This is a genomic window from Ruania alkalisoli, assembly GCF_014960965.1.
In the GTDB taxonomy this organism is placed as follows: Bacteria; Actinomycetota; Actinomycetes; order Actinomycetales; family Beutenbergiaceae; genus Ruania; species Ruania alkalisoli.
The window spans coordinates 1,646,964-1,664,842 of the sequence record NZ_CP063169.1 but is presented as its reverse complement, the minus strand read 5'-3'; the positions used below and the strand labels follow the sequence as shown (position 1 = coordinate 1,664,842).

17 protein-coding genes are annotated in these 17,879 nt (G+C 69.1%); 9 read left to right on the top strand and 8 right to left on the bottom strand.

The window, feature by feature from the left end:
* Nucleotides 1–56 precede the first annotated feature (56 nt).
* Nucleotides 57–746, bottom strand: coding sequence for a GNAT family N-acetyltransferase (locus IM660_RS07220; RefSeq protein WP_193498670.1), 690 nt, complete (start codon nucleotides 744–746; stop codon nucleotides 57–59).
* 168 nt (nucleotides 747–914) lie between these two features.
* Between IM660_RS07220 and IM660_RS07215 the strand changes: the two genes are divergently transcribed.
* The gene (locus tag IM660_RS07215) at nucleotides 915–1,691 is read left to right on the top strand and encodes a glycerophosphodiester phosphodiesterase (protein WP_193498669.1); all 777 of its coding nucleotides are present in this window, start codon (nucleotides 915–917) and stop codon (nucleotides 1,689–1,691) included.
* Nucleotides 1,692–1,756: 65 nt separating this feature from the next.
* On the opposite strand, the gene IM660_RS07210 is transcribed toward IM660_RS07215, so the two are convergent.
* From IM660_RS07210 to IM660_RS07200, 3 genes are all read right to left on the bottom strand, one after another.
* Nucleotides 1,757–2,512 (bottom strand): SDR family oxidoreductase, encoded by a 756-nt coding sequence (locus tag IM660_RS07210; RefSeq protein WP_193498668.1) that lies wholly within the window; start codon nucleotides 2,510–2,512, stop codon nucleotides 1,757–1,759.
* 154 nt (nucleotides 2,513–2,666) lie between these two features.
* Nucleotides 2,667–3,479, bottom strand: a complete 813-nt coding sequence (locus IM660_RS07205) for a hypothetical protein (protein WP_193498667.1) — start codon at nucleotides 3,477–3,479, stop codon at nucleotides 2,667–2,669.
* Entirely contained in the window at nucleotides 3,476–3,982 is a 507-nt protein-coding gene (locus IM660_RS07200; protein WP_193498666.1) for an RNA polymerase sigma factor, read from the bottom strand. The genes IM660_RS07205 and IM660_RS07200 overlap by 4 nt, the downstream gene beginning before the upstream one ends.
* 192 nt (nucleotides 3,983–4,174) lie before the next feature.
* Here IM660_RS07200 and IM660_RS07195 point away from each other — a divergent pair, with 192 nt between their 5' ends.
* From IM660_RS07195 to IM660_RS07175, 5 genes are all read left to right on the top strand, one after another.
* Complete coding sequence (locus IM660_RS07195) at nucleotides 4,175–4,855, top strand: hypothetical protein (protein ID WP_193498665.1); 681 nt, start codon at nucleotides 4,175–4,177, stop codon at nucleotides 4,853–4,855.
* Between the two features lie 177 nt (nucleotides 4,856–5,032).
* Complete coding sequence (locus tag IM660_RS07190; RefSeq protein WP_193498664.1) at nucleotides 5,033–6,058, top strand: putative F420-0 ABC transporter substrate-binding protein; 1,026 nt, start codon at nucleotides 5,033–5,035, stop codon at nucleotides 6,056–6,058.
* 74 nt (nucleotides 6,059–6,132) lie between these two features.
* Entirely contained in the window at nucleotides 6,133–7,233 is a 1,101-nt protein-coding gene (locus IM660_RS07185; protein ID WP_425503881.1) for a putative F420-0 ABC transporter permease subunit, read from the top strand.
* On the top strand, nucleotides 7,230–8,024 hold the full coding sequence (locus tag IM660_RS07180; protein ID WP_193498663.1) for an ABC transporter ATP-binding protein: 795 nt from the start codon (nucleotides 7,230–7,232) through the stop codon (nucleotides 8,022–8,024). The genes IM660_RS07185 and IM660_RS07180 overlap by 4 nt, the downstream gene beginning before the upstream one ends.
* Nucleotides 8,025–8,073: 49 nt before the next feature.
* Entirely contained in the window at nucleotides 8,074–9,333 is a 1,260-nt protein-coding gene (locus IM660_RS07175) for a phospholipase D-like domain-containing protein (RefSeq protein WP_210769091.1), read from the top strand.
* On the opposite strand, the gene IM660_RS07170 is transcribed toward IM660_RS07175, so the two are convergent.
* Nucleotides 9,334–10,164 carry a hypothetical protein gene (locus tag IM660_RS07170; RefSeq protein WP_193498662.1) on the bottom strand — a complete coding sequence of 277 codons (831 nt, stop codon included), beginning with the start codon at nucleotides 10,162–10,164 and terminating at the stop codon, nucleotides 9,334–9,336. It abuts the gene before it with no gap.
* A 96-nt stretch (nucleotides 10,165–10,260) separates the two neighbouring features.
* Between IM660_RS07170 and IM660_RS07165 the strand changes: the two genes are divergently transcribed.
* The gene (locus tag IM660_RS07165) at nucleotides 10,261–10,971 is read left to right on the top strand and encodes a TetR/AcrR family transcriptional regulator (RefSeq protein WP_193498661.1); all 711 of its coding nucleotides are present in this window, start codon (nucleotides 10,261–10,263) and stop codon (nucleotides 10,969–10,971) included.
* Nucleotides 10,972–11,024: 53 nt separating this feature from the next.
* A complete protein-coding gene (locus IM660_RS07160) occupies nucleotides 11,025–13,388 on the top strand; it encodes an MMPL family transporter (protein WP_193498660.1) in 2,364 nt (787 codons plus the stop codon).
* Nucleotides 13,389–13,473: 85 nt separating this feature from the next.
* Here IM660_RS07160 and cofE read toward each other — a convergent pair whose 3' ends face one another.
* The 3 genes from cofE to IM660_RS07145 all read right to left on the bottom strand — a co-directional run bounded on the left by cofE (nucleotide 13,474) and on the right by IM660_RS07145 (nucleotide 16,681).
* Nucleotides 13,474–14,208, bottom strand: a complete 735-nt coding sequence (gene cofE, locus IM660_RS07155) for a coenzyme F420-0:L-glutamate ligase (protein ID WP_193498659.1) — start codon at nucleotides 14,206–14,208, stop codon at nucleotides 13,474–13,476.
* The gene (locus IM660_RS07150) at nucleotides 14,208–15,203 is read right to left on the bottom strand and encodes a TIGR03557 family F420-dependent LLM class oxidoreductase (protein ID WP_193498658.1); all 996 of its coding nucleotides are present in this window, start codon (nucleotides 15,201–15,203) and stop codon (nucleotides 14,208–14,210) included. Before IM660_RS07150 ends, cofE begins: the two co-directional genes overlap by 1 nt.
* Before the next feature lie 74 nt (nucleotides 15,204–15,277).
* Nucleotides 15,278–16,681 carry a family 4 glycosyl hydrolase gene (locus IM660_RS07145; protein ID WP_193498657.1) on the bottom strand — a complete coding sequence of 468 codons (1,404 nt, stop codon included), beginning with the start codon at nucleotides 16,679–16,681 and terminating at the stop codon, nucleotides 15,278–15,280.
* 64 nt (nucleotides 16,682–16,745) lie between these two features.
* Here IM660_RS07145 and IM660_RS07140 point away from each other — a divergent pair, with 64 nt between their 5' ends.
* A complete protein-coding gene (locus tag IM660_RS07140) occupies nucleotides 16,746–17,870 on the top strand; it encodes a PfkB family carbohydrate kinase (RefSeq protein WP_193498656.1) in 1,125 nt (374 codons plus the stop codon).
* Nucleotides 17,871–17,879: the final 9 nt, after the last annotated feature.

Genomic DNA, 17,879 nt, shown 5'->3' with positions numbered 1-17,879 from the left:
ACCCGCAGCCTCAGGATGCCACGGCCGCCTTGGGTTCACCGCGTGAGAACGGCAGCTCAGGTGAGGTGCAGGAAGTCCCGGACGGCGTCCAGTCCCTCGTACGTCACCTCACCCGGGTGGAGTTCGGGGTGGGCGACCCGGTGCGCTTCCCAGTCCGCCCGGTCGAGGCGGTAGGCACGGTGCTCGACGGCGGCTCCTTCCCGAACCTCGCGGCTGCACCCGTTCTCGCGGTACCCGAGCCGCCGGGAGACGCCGTTCGAGGCGGCGTTGTCCACCCACGCCTCGGTGCGCGCGACGTCCGCCCCGAACCCGTCGAAGGCCAGGTGCAGCACCAGCGCGCGCATCCGGGTGCCGATCCCCTGCCCGTGAAGTTCTCGGCCCAGCCAGGAGCCGGTGCCGAGCACACGGGTCGTCGGCACATCCTTCCCCCCGACCGCCTGGATCCCGACCGGGGTGCCTCGATGCAGGACCGCCAGCTCCAGACCCCAGGCATCCGGACTCATCTGCGCCCGTGCCTGCCACTGGTAACGCAGCACACTGCGCGCGACCTCCTCCGGCGTGCCCCGGGTCCAGGGCACCATGAACGGCATCGCCTCGGGTGCATGGACGCCGCGCGACGCCAGCGCAGCCAACTGGTGCAGCAGCTCGTCGTCGAGGTAGCGCAGCTCCAGGTCGGCGGCACGCACCCGCAGACCGGCGGGTGGCCAGAGCACACTCTGCGCAGGGCGTGGAGGGACGGCGTCCATCCGCAGACCGTATCGGCCTCACCACGTCCGGTCACCGGATTTCCGGTTCGGGCCTGGTCACTTCGGTCCGCGAGTGTTCGCGCCACGTTCACCCGGTCGGCACCCGGCCGATCTACCCTGTCGAGGTGGGCCGCGCTCTCGCGGTCGCCGACGAGGAGGGTATCCAGCGTGAAGATCTACGCCCACCGGGGTGCCAGTGCAGAACTGCCGGAGAACACCCTCGCCGCGTTCTCCCGGGCGCTGGAGCTCGGGGTGGAGGGCGTCGAGCTGGACGTGCACCTGAGCGCGGACGGGGTGCCGGTGGTGATTCACGACGACACGCTGGACCGGACCACCTCAGCCACCGGACCCGTGGGGGCTCGCAGTGAGGCAGAGCTGGCACGGGTGGACGCCGGTGGCGGGGAGCATGTGCCGACCTTGGACGAGGTACTGGACCTCGTCGGGTCGGCGGCCGTGGTCAATGTCGAGATCAAGGATCCGACCGCGATCGATGCAGTAGCCACCGTGACGGCGCACCACCCGCACGTGCACTGGTTCGCCTCCGGAGGGCACTGGCAGGCGCTCGCCCGCCTGACCGACCTGGTGCCCGGTCTGGCGGCGTACCCGCTGAGCCTTGGGCATGAGGGGAACGAGTCCGAACTGCTCGCTCAGGTCCGTGCTCACCGACCGGAGGCGGAGGCCACCGTGGCCGAGATGCTGGAACGGGTCGGGACGTTGGAGGACGCCGTCGCCTTTGCGCTGCGTGCAGGCTCAGGTGGGGTGTCGGTGTGGGAGCGCAACCTGACGGCGAGCGATGTGCAGGCGATCCGGTCCCGCGGGCTCGAGGCGTGGGTATGGACCGTGAACGACCCGGACCGGATGGGCGAGATCGCTGACCTGGGGGCGGATTCGCTGTGCACCGACGACCCGGCGACCGCACTGCGGGTGCTGGCCAGGGATCACTGAGGTGGCCGAGCACTGACACCGCAGAGCAGGCGTGTTCAGAGCAGGCGTGTTCAGAGCGGGCGTTCTCAGAGCCCGGTGTGCCGGGCGACCTGCGTGCTGGAGGCCTGTGCCACCGGGCGGATCGTCATGGAGTCGATGTTCACGTGCCGCGGCCGGGTGAGGGTCCAGGCGATGGCATCGGCGATGTCGTCGGCGGTGAGCGGGTTCTCCACACCCTCGTAGACGGCGTCGGCTGCACCGGCGTCACCGAGGCGGTTGAGGGAGAACTCCTCGGTCCTGACCATGCCGGGCGCGATCTCGATCACCCGGATCGGTTCGCCGTTAAGCTCGAGCCGGAGGGTGTTGGCGATGATCCGTTCGGCGTGCTTGGCGGCCACGTACCCGCCACCACCCGGGTAGGTGTCGTGCGCAGCGGTCGAGGTCAGGACGAGCACGTCTCCCCCGCCGTCGGCCCGCAACGCAGGCAGCAGCGCTTGCGTCACCCGCAACGTGGCGAGCACGTTGATCCGGTACATCTCCTCCCAGTCGGCCACGTCGCCGCGTTCGACCGGGTCGGCGCCCCTCGCTCCGCCGGCGTTGTTCACCAAAGCTGTCAGCGGACCACCTGCGGCCACCGTCGCGACCAGGCGGGCAACGTCGTCAGCCTCGGTGAGATCGGCAGCCACATACTCGCAGCCGGTCTCCGCGGCCAGCGCCCGCAGGCGATCCTCACGCCGGGCAGTCGCCACGACGGCGTAGCCCCGACTGCGTAACTCGGCCACCGTGGCGGCCCCGATCCCGGTGGAGGCGCCGGTCACCACGGCGCGTGGCTGTGTGCTCATGCTCCGATCTTCACACGTTGCCCGACATTCGCGTAGCGGCCGAGCACCGCCCTGAGACGAGTCCCCCGATACCGCGCCGCCTCACTACCGAGCATGCGACCGGAAGGAGGCGGACAGGCCGGAGATGCTGGAGCCCATTCTCGGGCACGACCTCTTACGTGTGCGGACTTTCGAGGATCACGTCCATCGCTGTGCCCTCGCTCGTGACGACCGAGGCCGAGTCTCCGATCGATACCTCGCCCGGGATCCAGACGATCCACCATCCATCCATCACCGTCGCCTCGACGAAGCTCCCCTCGGAGGTGTGCAGCGTCAGGGCTTCCACATCAGATCCAGCAGTGCCCACAGCCAGGGTGACCGGATCACTGTTGATCGGCGGCGTGTACGTGCCCGCATCGAGCAGCAGCGCGCCATCGTCCTCTGCCGGCCACGTCACGTTTCCTGGGCCGGGAACGGATCCCATGGCCACCGGGTAGTACCCCTGGCTCGAGTCCTCATCCGGCAAGGTCAGGCAGACCTGGTAGGAATCGCCGTCACCGAGCGAGAGCATCATCCGGTACGGCCCTCGCTCCTCAGCAAGCAATGGACTGACCGGGATCATCTCCGCATCCGGACCCGGCCCAGGAATCTCCGGCGGGCAGATCTGAGCCATGACATCGACATCCGACGAGGCGATCTCAGTTGGCGTGGAAGTCCAGCCGGCATAGGCGGGGGCGGTGTCGTAGTTGCTGACAGTGATCGCCCCCACGGCGACGAGAGCCGTGGCCGCCGCACCGGCAAGGAGACGGCGAGTCGCGACCGGCGGCTGGTACGGCGTCAGTCGGCGCGCCTCCTCAGCAGAGGTCGCCCCCTCGGAGATGCGGAGATTCACCTGTTCCAGCAGAGCGCGGGACTCGGACTCGCTCACGTCCCGTTCTGACGGCTTCAGGGCGCCGACTGCGCGCAGTAGCGTCGACTTCTCGCTCATGTCGATCCCCCTTCGACGGTGGTGCGGTTGAGCAGGTGCAGCAGCCGACGCCTGGCGCGGAACAGCCGCACCGCGAACGTCGACTTCGCGCATCCGAGCACGGTCGCGGCTTCGTCGTTGCTGAACTCGTCCCACGCGACGAGCGAGATGACTTCCTGCTCGGCACTGGTGAGCCTGTTCCAGGCCGCAGCCAGGTCGTGTCGCGCGGCGATGGCTGTAGCCAGGTCGGTCTGCGGGTCCTCCGGTTGTCGATCGATCCGTACTTTCAGCAGCGTCTGGCGGTTCTGCGCTCGTAGGTGATTACGCAGCACGTTGCGGGCCACGCCGAACAACCATGGCCGTGCGTTCTCCGGCACGTCGTCGATACGGCGCCATGCCACCACAAACGTCTCGGCCACGATGTCCTCGGCCTCCGCCTCTGTGCGGCGGCGGATGAAGGCCAGCAACTCACGGTGATTCTCCCAGTAGAGAGCCTCGAACCGCCCCTCCGGGCCGGCCTTCATCCGCCTCCTCCCCGTCCCTTACACCTATACATGTCCGGCACCCAGGGGGTGATTACACATGAGTTTTGTGTCACGATCAGATCACGCTGGGAGGCGGCCGCACTGGTGACCTGATCGCCTCCGCCCGACCCATCACCCGGAGGCATCCCCGTGCAGTCATCGACCACCCACCGAACGCGTGCGCTCACCGTCATGGCCGCCGGCGTCGCGCTGATCGCCAGTTCGGTCATCATCAGCAGTTCCTCGGCCGGTGCCGAGGAACTCGCACCCGACACGGAAGTGCACGAGGCTCCGGATGCAGAGTCCACGGATGCCGAGTGGAACGAATGGGCAGACGCACTCGAGGAGGAGGTTCGCACCACGGACTGGGCGGCCGACTCGGCCGCACGCGGGTGTGAGCTCGTTTCGATGGACATCAGGCACACCACTGTGCCAGAGGAGCGGGGGGGTCCTGCCGGATTGACCGTTCCGGTGGTCGAACGCACCGAGGACTGTACGGAGACGACAAGCATTTCTCAGTCCCCGTCGACACAGAACCGCACGACCGCCACCTACTCGGCGATGGCCTCGGCCTGTGCAGGCACCTCCGGGCCGGGAACGATCTGCCTGAGCCGATCCGGAAGCTACGTGAACTACTCGTTCACTTACCACGGCTCCTCCAGCCCGACCGGATTCCTGCGGCTGTACGAGCGTTCGTCGTCGAGCGGTTGTGGCACGGGCACCACCGTCGACACGTCGGTGTCGTGGACATTCGGATCCGGGCAGACCAGGTCCTGGTCGACCCCCACCGGCTATGACCACTATGCCGCCTCGTTCTGGCGCAAGACCACCTTCGGTCACACGAACTGGGGCACGGTCTGCGACACGCTGTAGCAAGGCACCCCACGTGAGAGGGTGCGCCCGCGACGGCGCCACCTCCCGCGGAAGATCAGTAGCGCTAGACTGTCCGGTACGGACACCCCGGGACTGACTTGTCCCGGGTCGACCGGCCCGATCTGGCCGGAGGGTCCCGCGCACCATCTGACCTCTGCCTGCCCAGGAGTCCCTGCCGTGCCGTCGACCCGATCCGCACTCGCGTGCGTCCCCCTCATCCTTGCCCTTGCCGCCTGCTCACCGGACGCCTCCGCCGACGGCCCTGAGCCTGACGAGTCCACCGGTTCCAGCGCCACCACCGCTGACGTAAGCACCTACCCCGTCACGGTCGACAACTGCGGCACCGAAGTCACCGTGACTGAGGCGCCGGAGCGGATCGTGACGATCAAGTCGACCTCCACGGAGATGGTCATCGCCCTCGGTCTGGGAGACCGCCTCGTCGGCACCGCATTCTCCGACGGCCCCCTCCCCGAGAACCTGTCTGAAGCGGGCGCCGACGTTCCGGTCCTGGCCGAACGGGCGCCGTCCGAAGAGGTGGTGCTGGAGACCGAGCCGGACTTCGTGTTCGCCGGCTGGGAGTCAAACTTCTCCGCCGACGGCGCCGGTGAGCGAGCCGACCTGCAGCAGCTCGGCATCGCCACCTATGTCTCCCCCGCCGCCTGCCAGGAGCCCGAGTATCAGCCCAACCCGCTCACCTTCGAGGACGTCTTCGCCTCGATCACGGAGGCCGGCGATCTGCTCGGCGCTCCCGAGGCGGCCGCCGATCTGGTGGCCGGCCAGCAAACCCAGCTCGACCAGATCGAGGCCTCCGACGCCGGGCTCACGGCACTGTGGTACTCCTCCGGCTCGGACACTCCCTTCGTCGGCGCCGGGATCGGTGCCCCGCAGCTGCTGATGGAGACCGCCGGGCTCACCAACATCATGGCCGGAACCGAGGAGACCTGGACCTCCGCCTCGTGGGAGGCGATCGCCGATGCGAACCCCGACGTGATCGTGCTCGTGGACTCCGCCTGGAACACCGCCGACCACAAGATCGAGGTGCTCGAGTCCACCCCCACCACTGCCGTGCTGCCAGCAGTCCAGGAGGAGCGCTACCTGATCGTGCCGTTCCCGGCCAGTGAGGCCGGGATGCGCAGCGTCGGTGCCGCGGCAGACCTCGCCGCTCAACTGGCCGAGCTGGAACAGGCGATGGCGGGCGCGTGACCAGCCCCGGCACCACCAGGACGGACCGGCGAACCTCCGAGGATCGCCGGTCCGCCCCGGTGCGCGAGGAGGGGGTGGCTCCGGCCATCGCTGCCCCGGCGCCCACGGATCCCCGACCGCCTACGCCCACCCCGGGACGCGGAAGCCTAGGCCTATGGATCCTGCTCGGGCTCGGCCTGTTGCTGGGGTCGGTGCTGATCGCGCTGACCATCGGCCCGGCGGCGATCACCCCGGCCGACGTGCTCGGCAGCGCCTGGCACCACAGCCTCACCTGGCTCGCCGAGCGCGGTGTCCCGATCACCCCGGCCGAGAACCCGCTCACCACCATCCGCGACGCGATCGTGTGGCAGGGGCGCGCCCCCCGGCTGCTCACCGCGACCTGCGTCGGCGCGGGCCTGGCGCTGTGCGGTGCGGTGATGCAGGCGATCACCCGCAACCCGCTGGCCGATCCGTATCTGCTCGGGGTCTCCTCCGGAGCCGCACTCGGTGCTGTGGCGGTACTGCTGCTGGGCGTCGCCATCGCCCTGCCCATCGCTGCCTTCGCCGGCGCCCTCCTCGCCCTCGGCGCCACACTCGCCCTGGCCGGGATCGGTGGCCGGCTCACACCGGCACGCACCATCCTGGCCGGGATCGCCGTGGCCCAGGCCTGCTCGGCGCTGGTCTCCTTCGTGATCTTCTCCACCGCCCAGGGTGACTCCTACCGGGAGATCATCAACTGGCTGATGGGCTCCCTCGCAGCGGCCACCTGGACGTCCGTGGCCATCTCAGGGGCCGCCGTCGTGATCATCGGGGCGCTGGTGCTCGCGCACGGGCGCAGCCTGGACGCCTTCGCCTTCGGCGACACGGCAGCCACCTCCCTCGGCGTGCACGTACCGCGCACCCGGTGGCTGCTGCTGACTCTGACGGCGTTGCTCACCGGTGCCCTGGTGAGCGTCAGCGGATCGATCGGCTTCGTGGGCCTGGTGCTGCCGCACGTGGTGCGCCTGCTGGTGGGCGCACGGCACGTGCGGTTGCTGCCGCTGGCCGCGCTGGGCGGAGCCGTCTTCCTCGTGTGGGCCGATACCGGGGCGCGAACGATCTTCGAACCGTCTGAAGTCCCCGTGGGCATCCTCACGGCCGCGATCGGGGCGCCGGTGTTCGCCTGGCTGCTGCTACGCAACCGGGGAAACTCATGAGCGCCCCACCACAGATCGAGGTCGCGGACCTGACGGCCGAGGGTCTGGGCTACCGGGTCGAGTCCGCCGAACTGCTGCGGGAGGTCTCGCTGAGCCTGCGCGCCGGCGAGGTGACCGGGATCCTCGGTCCGAACGGGTCCGGGAAGTCCACGCTGCTGCGGGTGCTGATCGGTGCCCTCCCCCCGAGCGCCGGGCTGCTGCGCCTGGACGGCACCGACGCCCGCGAGCTCAACCGCCGCACCCGGGCACAGGCGATGGCATTCGTGGAGCAGGAGGCCCACGCCGAGATCACCCTCAGCGCACGCGAGGTGGTGCTGCTGGGCCGGATCCCCCACCGCGGGCCGTTCGGCGGCGACTCCCCGGCGGACCTCGACCTGGCGCAGGAGTGTCTGACCCGGGCGGGGGCAGCCCAGCTCGCCGATCGGGACTTCGCCACTCTCTCCGGGGGTGAGCGCCAACGCGTCCAGCTCGCCCGGGCGCTCGCCCAGCAGCCGCGACTGCTGCTGCTGGACGAACCGACCAACCACCTCGACGTCGCCGCGCAGCTGGCGATGCTCGCGCTCGTCCGTGAGGTGGCCGACGCCGGCACCGGGGTGCTGATGGCCCTGCACGATCTCGCCCACGCGGCCCACGCCTGCGACCAGGTGCTCGTGCTGCACCAGGGGGAGGTCGCCGCAGCAGGCGCCCCGGCGGACGTGCTCACCCCCGACCTCATCGCCCAGGTGTACGGGGTGCGGGCAGAGTGGGTCACCGGGCGCACCGGCCGAACGTTGCTCTTCACTGCGCTCTGAGCGCGAGCCCGCCTGACACCGGGCGCGCCCAGGCAGGTACGGTGAGGCCATGTCGAGGGTGGGTGAGACGATCCGTCGGGGTCGGCGCATGCTGGCCTGGTGGCTCGCAGCGGCAGCGATTCTGCACGGGACGGCCGTCGCGGTCGTGATGACGGTGGACCGGTTGCGCAAGCGAAGGGACCCCCCGGGCGGGGAGTTCCCGCGCACCCCACCGAAGACCATGCCGGTCTCCAACGATGACGAAGTCACGGTCTACACCTTCGGCCAGCATGTCTATGACGCGATGCTGGAGTCGATCCGCGGTGCTGAGCAGACGGTGTACTTCGAGACCTTCATCTGGAAGGCGGACGAGGTCGGTCAGGAGTTCAAGGACGAACTCATCGCCGCCGCGCGCCGCGGAGTCGACGTGTACGTCGTCGTGGACTCCTGGGGCAACCTCGTGGTCGACCCGCGGTTCAAGAGACTCCCGGACCTGCCCACACTGCACGTGCTCTGGTTCCCGTTCTTCCGCCCAGGGCTGCTGACGATGAACATTCGCAAGACGGGCCGCGATCACCGCAAGCTGCTCATCGTCGACAGCTCCGTCGGGTACGTCGGCGGCTACAACATCGGCTCCCTGTACGCCACGCAGTGGCGCGACACCCATGCACGCCTCGCGGGTCCGTCGGTATGGGAACTCGAGGACTCCTTCGTCGACTTCTGGAACGAGAACCGCAAGAAGCGCCACCCGAAGCTGCCCGATCGCGGCGCCCGCGCCTGGGAGGCTCGCATCCGCGGCGCGGAGAACGCTCCGAGCCGGATGCTGTTCCCCATCCGGGCGCTCTACCTGCAGGCCATGGACCGCGCCCAGCACCACATCTACATCACCCAGGCCTACTTCATCCCGGACCGGGAGATCCTCAACGCCCTCGTCAACGCTGCCCAGCGCGGCGTCACGGTGCGGGTACTCGTTCCGAAGGTCTCCAACCACGTGATCGCCGACTGGGCTGCCCGCACCTACTACGCCACGCTGCTGGAAGCGGGTGTGGAGCTGTGGCTCTTCCGCGGCGCGATGGTCCACGCCAAGACGATGACGGTGGACGGGCGCTGGTCCACGATCGGCACGGCCAACATCGACCGGATGTCGATGACGGGCAACTTCGAGGTCAACCTCGAGATCTTCGACGACGGCACCGCCGAGCACATGGAGGAAGTCTTCGCCACGGATCTGACGAACGCCCAGCGCCTCACGCTCGAGCAGTGGAACCAGCGGCGGACGATCACCCGCGCGCTGGAACAGCTGATCAAACCCTTCGGACCGCTACTGTAGTCAGCGACGGTCCTCGGGATCCTTCGCCTTCTTGCGGACCCGGTTGGTCCAGGCTGCCGCCAACCGGCCTGAGGCGCCCTGCTTTCCACGCCCGAGATAGGTGACCTCGTCCTTCTCCGGTCCGCCGGGGACACGCTTGGGGAGCGAGGCGGAGGCGACGATCCAGGTGGGCAGCTGCAGCGCCCGCGCCACGGCCTTGATCCGCTCGGACTCGTTCGTGGACTCGCCCAGCTCTTCCTCGAGCAGCTCGGCGAGTGCCTCGGACGTGCCCTTGCCAGCGTCAGCGTCAGCGTCAGCGTCAGCGTCAGCGTCAGCGTCAGCGTCAGCGTCAGCGTCAGCGGGACCTTCCACCTGGCACAGCGCCAGCAGCCCTGCTGCAATCTCCTCACCGTCGAGCTCGGCGAAGGCGTCGCCGGACATCACGGGTTCACCGAACTCGTCCAGGGTGATCTCGGCCTCCGGCACCTCCCCCTCGGGCGGGTTGCTGTCGTAGCGCACGCGCTCACCGTCACTGTCGTAGCCGAACAGGCGCAGCCGCCTCTCCCGGTCCACCTCGGCAGCGAGCACTACTGCCTGCAACTGCCCTGCCGCATCTCGCGCCAGGGCATCGATCGTGCGCTTCCTCGAGGCGACGGCGCCGCGTGCGTTGGCGGCGATCACCAGGACCCATCGGTCTTCCTGCGGCCCTACCCAGCCGGTGAACCCGAGCTCACCGAGCGCGGTCAGCACGCGCTCACGATCCGCCGCCACGTACAGGCCCGCATAGCTCAATCTGCTGGGCTCGTCCGGATCGGCCATGCCGCCCACGGCGACGGGAGGAATCATGCTCATGCGCCTATTGTCCCGCGTCCACGGAGCAGCGCACCTGTGACGAGGTGCACACAGTGCATGATTGCACTCTGTGCACTTTCATGTGAGAGTCGAGGAGTGACGACGGCCCCCACCTCTGCGCACTCCTCCCCTGGTCTGCGTGAACGCAAGCGAGTACAGACCCGCGCCCAGCTTGCACGCGACGCCTTCGCTCTGGCCCGCGAGCGCGGTGTCGACGGTTTCACCATCGACGAGGTGGCTGAGGCGACGGGGGTGGCGCGGAGGACGTTCTTCAACCACTTCTCCTCGAAGGAAGAAGCCATCAGCCACGTGGTGGCGATGGCCGTGCACGAGTCACTCGCCGAGCTCGTGCATCCGGGCGCGACCCCGGGTGTCGACGACTGCGCCGTGATCGAGGCGTTCGGTCGTTCGGACCTGCTCGAGACCATCGGCCGGGTCACCCGCGCCCTGCTCAGCCCCGATGTGGTGACCACCTTCCGGCAGTTCGCCGCCCTCGCCGAGTCTCATCCCTCCGTGCTCCCGCACGTCCACCAGGTCGAGGCGCAGGCACGGGAGCGGGCGGCCGAGCTGCTCGGAGATCCGTCCTTCGGGGCCCTCGATCCGTTCGTCGCCCGGCTGGTGCCGGGAGTCGTGATCTCCGCGCTGTCCACCGTGATCCTGCGCGAGAGCCACGTCACCGAGATCGACGGGCCCGCCCCACATGCGGTCAGTACCGACGAGTTCGTCGCCCAGCTGCTGCGCTTCATCACTACCGGGATCGGCCCTGGCGAGCCACGGCACACGGGCCCCGCCGCACCTTCGCGCTGACATCCCTGGCACCACACTCACGGTCCATCCCGCACACCGAAAGGGAACCTGCGTTGTCCACTCTCCTGTACCGTCTCGGCGCCTTCGCCTACCGCGCACGCTGGCGGGTGATCGCCGTCTGGGTCGTGCTGCTCGCGATCGTCGGCGGCGCCCTAGCTCTCAACCCGCCCCAGATGTCGACCGAGTTCCGCATCGACGGGACCCCGGCCCAGGAAGTCCTCGACCAGCTGGACGAGGAGATGCCCAGCGCCGCCGGCGCCCAGGCGACGATCGTGTTCACCGCACCCGAGGGAGAACGCGTCGATGATCCCGGGGCCGTCGCCGCGATCGCCGGCGCCGTGACCGAGATCAACGACAGCGATATCGTCGTCCAGCCGGAGACCGGGTCACAGCAGGCCGACCCGAGCACCATGACCGAAGACGAGGCCGCCGCAGCGCAGGCCGCAGCGGACGCCTTCGCACCCGCCGGTGACCTCGAGCTGCTGCCCCTGATGGACGGCGAGGCACCGGTGGCCGGGGTGATCACCTCCGCGGACGGCTCGATCGCCATGCTGACGGTGCAGCTGACCGACCAGGTGCTCGACCTGCCCGAGGGTGCTGCGGACGAGATCGTCGCGGCCGCCGAGACCGCCGAGTCAGCCGGACTGACCGTGCTGCCTTCGGAGAGTCTGACGCAGACGTTCGAGTCTCCGATCGGGTCCAACGAGATCGTCGGGCTCGTGGTCGCGGCGATCGTGCTGATCCTGACTCTCGGTTCCCTCGTCGTCGCCGGGCTGCCGCTCATCACCGCGATCATCGGCGTCGGGGTGGGAGTTGGGAGCGCCTACGCTCTCTCAACCCTCATCCCGATGACCTCGATCACGCCGGTACTGGCACTCATGATCGGGCTGGCCGTCGGCATCGACTACGCGCTCTTCCTCGTCAACCGCGCCCGGCGCTTCGTTCTCGATCAGGGCCTGAGCGCCCGGGAGGCGACTGCGCGCGCGGTCGGGACGGCCGGGAGTGCTGTGTTCTTCGCCGGCCTCACGGTGATCATCGCCCTGAGCGGCCTGTCCGTGGTGGGTGTGGAGTTCCTGACCATCATGGCCCTCATCGCCGCCGGAACCGTGGCCATCGCGGTGACCGTCGCCCTGACGCTGCTGCCAGCCATCCTCGGACTGGTCGGAGAGCGCCTGGTCACCGCCAAGCAGCGACGTCGGGCCGCCGAGGCGGACACCGACGAGATCGACCGGCCCGGCCCGGCCACCCGCTGGGCCACCGGACTGGTGCGCCACAAGGCATGGGTGACGGTCGCCGTCGTACTCGGCCTGGGCGTGATCGCCGCGCCGTTCGCCAGTATGCAGCTCAACCTCCCCTCGGCCGGAACTGCGAACCAGGACACGGTGGAGCGGCAAAGCTACGACGCCCTCACCGAAGGCTTCGGGGAGGGGTTCAACGCCCCGCTGCTCGTCGTTGCCGAGTCCGGGGAGGCCTACACCCCGGACGATGTCGCGACGCTCAAGGCGGAGTTGCTCGATCTGGCCGGTGCGAGCGCCGTCATGCCCTCCGGGCAGTCCGAGGACGGCACGCTGCTGACGCTGACGGTCGTGCCCGACGCGGGCCCGAACGACGAGACCACCGCGGACCTGGTGACCGAGATCCGCGACCTCGATCTGGACGGCATGAGCAACCTGGGCAGCTCCGAGCTGGGCGTGACCGGCGTGACCGCCATCAACATCGACATGTCACAGGTGCTCTCCGACGCGCTGATCCCCTATCTCGCGGTGATCGTGGCGCTCTCGCTGATCATCCTGCTGCTGGTGTTCCGGTCGATCTTTGTGCCCGTGACGGCGACGCTCGGCTTCGTGCTCAGCATTCTCGCCACCCTGGGGGCCACCACCGCGGTGTTTCAGTGGGGCTGGGCGAAGGAGCTGTTCGGCTTCGACACTCCCGGACCGCTGCTGAGCTTCCTACCGATCATCATCACCGGGATCCTCTACGGGCTGGCGATGGACTACCAGGTGTTCTTGGTGTCATCCATACGCGAGTCGCACGTGCACGGCCACCCGGGAGTGCGTGGGGTGGTGCACGGCTACCAGCTCGCCGCCCGAGTGGTGCTCGCCGCTGCGGTGATCATGGTCTCGGTGTTCGCGGGCTTCATCTTCGCCCACGACGCGATGATCAAGCAGATCGGCTTCGCCCTCGCCATCGGCATCCTCTTCGACGCCTTCGTGGTGCGGATGACGCTCATCCCTGCGGTGATGGCCATCGCCGGGGAGAAGGCGTGGTGGCTGCCACGCTGGCTCGAGAAGATCCTGCCGAACCTGGACGTCGAGGGCGACAAGCTCGTGCAGTCCCTGGCAGCGACTGCCTCGCGCGAGACGTCGGCCGGTGCGGAGAAGGAGATCAGCGCCACGGGCGGCCGGCACCGCGCCTGACGGGTCACGAACTGACGGCCCTCGGCGATACCGTGCCTCATCTGGCACAGGTGCGCTGAGCGCCGTCAGTTCGTGACGCGGCGTTTCAGGTCCCCGTGCGGAACATGTCCTCTTCGGGCGGGCGGATGGCCACGTGGGCGCCCTCGCCGTCCTTGAGGGTGACTAGGTGAGACAGACCGCGCACCACCGCTACCGGTTGCCCGCCGGTCTTGCCGCGCACCAGGTCGGCGGCGGCCGCGATCTCGTCGGCCACCGCTATCACGGTGGCCCGCAGTTCGCGCCCTTGAGCATCCTTCCGCCCGCGCAGATCCTGCAGGACGTCGATACCCGCTGCCCCGATACTGATGTCGGCGATGCCACGCCGCCAGGGCCGGCCCACCGAGTCGGTCACCAACACCCCCGGTCGCACCCCGAGGCGTGCGTTCAGGCCACGACGCAACACCCGTGCGGATTCGTCGGGATCCTCGGGCAGCAGCAGCACCGTCCCGGGAAGCACGTTGGAGGTGTCCACCCCAGCGGCCGCCATCACCAGCCCCTGCCGGTTCTCGACGATCTTGAGCGTGGACCCGTCCGGGTAGTCGCGGGTGGCCACCACGCGCACCGTCTCGTCATCGATCGCGGCCTCCCGGTCTGCGGCCTTGCGCAGCCGTCCTTCCGCCTTCGCGATCACCTTCGAGGCAACCACCACGATGTCGCCTTCGGCCAGCCCCGTGGACCCGTCCGGCCACGTGAGTCCGCCCAGCACCGGGGTCAGTGCAGCGGCGAGATCGGTCGAGGACGTCACCTCGGGGAGGCCGTCGGGGGCTTGGGCGAGCAACATCAATGAACCACCTTGGGGAGTACGTCGGAGCCGAACACACGCAGGAACTCGTCCTGGTTGCGACCCACATTGTGCAGGTAGATCCGGCTGGCACCGAGATCGACGTAACGTTGGATCTCGCGCAGGTGATCGGCCGGGTCCGCCGAGACGACCATGGCCCCGGAGAAGTCCTCGGGCCGGATCAGCTTGGCAATCTGAGCCACCTCGAACGGTGAGCGCAGATCCGCCTTCGAGAACTTCATCGCCCCATTGGGCCATTCGGTCACCGCATTGCGCATCGCCTCGCCCTGGGTGCGTGCCCAGCTCAGGTGCAGCCGAATCACCTTCGGCATCATGGCTGGGTCCTTCCCCGCATCCCTGGCACCGGCAGCGAACCGGTCGAACAGCCTGGCCACCTTCTCGCTCGGTCCACCCATGGTGATCAGCCCGTCGGCGAGGCGTCCGGCGCGTCGTGCGGTCACGGGCCCCGCGGTGGCCACGAGGATCTCCGGCGCCGTCTCGGGCATAGTCCACAGCCGCGTGGACTCCATCCGGAAGAATTCCCCCGAGTGCTTGTAGTCCTTCCCCGCCAGGGAGTTGCTAAGCAACTTGGTGATGATATCGATCGCCTCGAACATCCGGTTGATCCGCTCCGGTGCCTCCGGCCAGTACCGGCCCACCGCGTGCTCGTTGATCGCCTCACCTGAGCCGACACCGAGCCAGTGCCGTCCCGGATACATGGCAGCCAGGGTGGCGCTTGCCTGCGCAAGCACGGCCGGGTGCCAACGGAACGTCGGCACGGCCACGCCCGGTCCGATATCACCCTGCGTTCGCTCCGCGACGGCGGTCAGCACGTTCCACACGAAACTCGCCTGCCCTTGTGCAGGCACCCACGGCTGCATCACGTCGGTGGCCATGACGCCGGTGAGACCGTGGCGTTCCGCCGTCTGCGCGAGGCCGACGGCGTCTCTCGGGTGCAGCTGCTCCAGTGCCGCCGCGTAGCCGATGGTCGCCATGCCAGTCAGCCTAGACGTCCTCGACTCACCCCACGATTGTATCCAGTATCCGGGATTGTCGGGAGATCAGGTCCTCACGGTTCGACGAGAACCGCCGCGATGGTCGGGTGGGCGCGGATGTAGGCATCCACGAGATCACGCGCCACGGCGGCTGAGTCGACCAGCGGGTGCACGGCGAAGGCGTGCCAAGCCCGCTGCCGGGAACCGGACCGCGCAGCGCAAATGATGCCGCGATCGGCTGACTTGACCGCCGTGACCAGTGCCAGCTCGTCGAGTGCGAGCGGCGTGGGAGGAACCTCGGCACGGATCGTCCCCTCACTCACCACGCATGGCACCTCGATCACCGCATCATCGACGAGCGTGGGCACGATCCCGTCATTGGCGACGTCCAGGATCATCCGGTGCCGCTCCCCCGCCAGCAACGCGGCCATCAGATCCACCGCCACCTCGTGGTACCCGCCACCCTGAAGGTCGTCGTCGTCCCTCGACGCGTCGGCATCGCGTGCCTCGGCCATGTAGGTGGCCTCGCGTTCAGCCAGCGTGTGGGCCCACAGCGCTCGCGGATCCTCGGCGCGGGCCGCCTCGAGATAGAACGCGGCCTGCTGGGCGTCGAGAAACTCACCACGGGTCTGATCGGCGCCACGGATCGTGGCAGTCGCCTCCCGCGCGTAGTCGTAGTAGTAGAGGTACTCATTGGGAATCGCACCGCGGGCACGGACCCAGTCCAGACCGAGCGTGCGCGCCTCCTCGATCTGACCCAGCAGGGCGTCGTCGGCGAGGAGCTCGGGCAGCCGGTCCACACCCTCGACGTGCAGCCCGTGCAGGAACCCCAGGTGGTTCAGCCCCAGGTAGTCCACCTGCACGGACTCGGCGGCCGGGTCCACACCGAGCACACGGGCCACGCGCCGCACCAGGCCGATCGGGGTGTCGCAGATGCCGACCACCCGGTCGCCCAGGTGGGTACGCATGGCCTCGGTGATCAGCCCGGCCGGGTTGGTGAAGTTGATCGTCCACGCCCGCGGTGCCAACTCGGCGATCCGGGCCGCAACGTGGTCCATCATGGGCAGCGTCCGCAGGGCGTAGGCCAGGCCACCGGGCCCGATCGTCTCCTGGCCTAGCAGCCCGTGCTTGAGTGCCACCTGCTCATCCAGGACTCGGCCGTGGGTGCCACCCACCCGGATCGCGGCGAAGATCACGTCGGCGCCGGCGACCGCCTCGTCCAGGTCGGTCGTGGCGTGGACACGCAAGCCCGGGCCGGGGGCCTGCCCAGATCCCCGTGCACCATCGGGGCGAGCCCCGCCGTCGGTAGCCGGCCGCTCCGCCTGCGCGGTGAGCACGCGGTGCATCACACTCAACCGGGCGGCATCGGCGTCGTGCAGCACCACCTCGGTGATCGCTACACGGTGGCGTGCAGCCAGCACCGCCGAGAAGACCAACGGCACGCGGAACCCGCCACCACCGAGAATCACCAGCTTCATGGCCTCAACGTATCCCACAGATCGTGGCACCCAGAGGGCATAGCCGTGGCAGACTCAGACCATCATGTCCACCAGCTCCGAGGACGCCCCGGCCTTCGACGTGCTGCTCGCCGGCACCGTCTTCTTCGACATCGTCTTCACCGGCTTCCCGCATCCCCCGGCGCCAGGAACCGAGGTGTGGACCACCGGGATGGGCTCCTCCCCTGGCGGAATCGCCAATCTTGCGGTGGCCACCTCGCGGCTGGGACTGTGCACCGGCCTGGCGGCAGGGTTCGGTGACGACCTGTACGGGGACTGGATGTGGCAGGTGCTGCGGGACCAGGAGCACGTGGATCTGAGCCGGTCGCGCCGCTTCCACGCCTGGCACACGCCGGTGACCGTCTCCTTGGCCATGGACGACGACAGGTCGATGGTCACCCACGGTCACCCGCCGCCGGAGTCGGTGGCCGCCCTGCTCGATCCGCCGCCACCGACCCGGGCGGTGCTCGCCGACCTGGGGGACCCTGAAGTCAGGTCAGCCGACTGGTGGCGCACCGCCGCCGCGCAGGGCGCGCTGGTGTTCGCCGACGCCGGCTGGGATCCCGAACAGGTGTGGGACCGGCGGATCCTGACTGACCTCGCCGACTGCTACGCGTTCACTCCCAACGCACAGGAGGCGATGGGTTACACGCGCACCGACTCCCCCCAGGCTGCGCTACGCGCGCTCGCCGATCATGTGCCGCTGGCCGTGGTGACCCGCGGCCACGAGGGGGTGATCGCGATCGACTCGGCCACCGGCGAGGAGGCCGAGGTGCCGGCCCTGGATGTGGCCGCGATCGACCCGACCGGCGCCGGCGATGTGTTCGCCGCCGCCCTGGTGCTCGGCACCGTGCGCGGGTGGCCGCTGACCAAGCGGCTCCGGTTCGCCACGTTGTGCTCCTCCCTCGCGGTCCAGCAGTTCGGAGGATCGCTGGCCGCTCCCGGGTGGGGTGACATCGCCGACTGGTGGCGGGACGTGCGCACCCGGGCCGACGCCGGCGAGAGCAGCGCCCGCGAGACCGCCGGAGCGTACTCCTTCCTCACCGACTGCCTCGCGGGGATGACCACTCGGCGGGTGCGGCGCGCGGAAGCCACCATTGCCCGCTTCTCCGACGCGGATCTCGCCTCACCGGATGCGGAACCTCCGACGGCGCCCTCCTCAGGGCTATAAGACGGCGCC

What these genes read in the sequence shown, in the direction of transcription:
- IM660_RS07210 (WP_193498668.1), bottom strand. Translation starts at nt 2,512, where the DNA reads ATGAGCACACAGCCACGCGCCGTGGTGACCGGCGCCTCCACCGGGATC.
- IM660_RS07175 (WP_210769091.1), top strand. Translation starts at nt 8,074, where the DNA reads ATGTCGAGGGTGGGTGAGACGATCCGTCGGGGTCGGCGCATGCTGGCC.
- IM660_RS07170 (WP_193498662.1), bottom strand. Translation starts at nt 10,164, where the DNA reads ATGAGCATGATTCCTCCCGTCGCCGTGGGCGGCATGGCCGATCCGGAC.
- IM660_RS07195 (WP_193498665.1), top strand. Translation starts at nt 4,175, where the DNA reads ATGGCCGCCGGCGTCGCGCTGATCGCCAGTTCGGTCATCATCAGCAGT.
- IM660_RS07140 (WP_193498656.1), top strand. Translation starts at nt 16,746, where the DNA reads ATGTCCACCAGCTCCGAGGACGCCCCGGCCTTCGACGTGCTGCTCGCC.
- IM660_RS07150 (WP_193498658.1), bottom strand. Translation starts at nt 15,203, where the DNA reads ATGGCGACCATCGGCTACGCGGCGGCACTGGAGCAGCTGCACCCGAGA.
- IM660_RS07200 (WP_193498666.1), bottom strand. Translation starts at nt 3,982, where the DNA reads ATGAAGGCCGGCCCGGAGGGGCGGTTCGAGGCTCTCTACTGGGAGAAT.
- IM660_RS07205 (WP_193498667.1), bottom strand. Translation starts at nt 3,479, where the DNA reads ATGAGCGAGAAGTCGACGCTACTGCGCGCAGTCGGCGCCCTGAAGCCG.
- IM660_RS07145 (WP_193498657.1), bottom strand. Translation starts at nt 16,681, where the DNA reads ATGAAGCTGGTGATTCTCGGTGGTGGCGGGTTCCGCGTGCCGTTGGTC.
- IM660_RS07220 (WP_193498670.1), bottom strand. Translation starts at nt 746, where the DNA reads ATGGACGCCGTCCCTCCACGCCCTGCGCAGAGTGTGCTCTGGCCACCC.
- IM660_RS07180 (WP_193498663.1), top strand. Translation starts at nt 7,230, where the DNA reads ATGAGCGCCCCACCACAGATCGAGGTCGCGGACCTGACGGCCGAGGGT.
- cofE (WP_193498659.1), bottom strand. Translation starts at nt 14,208, where the DNA reads ATGTTGCTCGCCCAAGCCCCCGACGGCCTCCCCGAGGTGACGTCCTCG.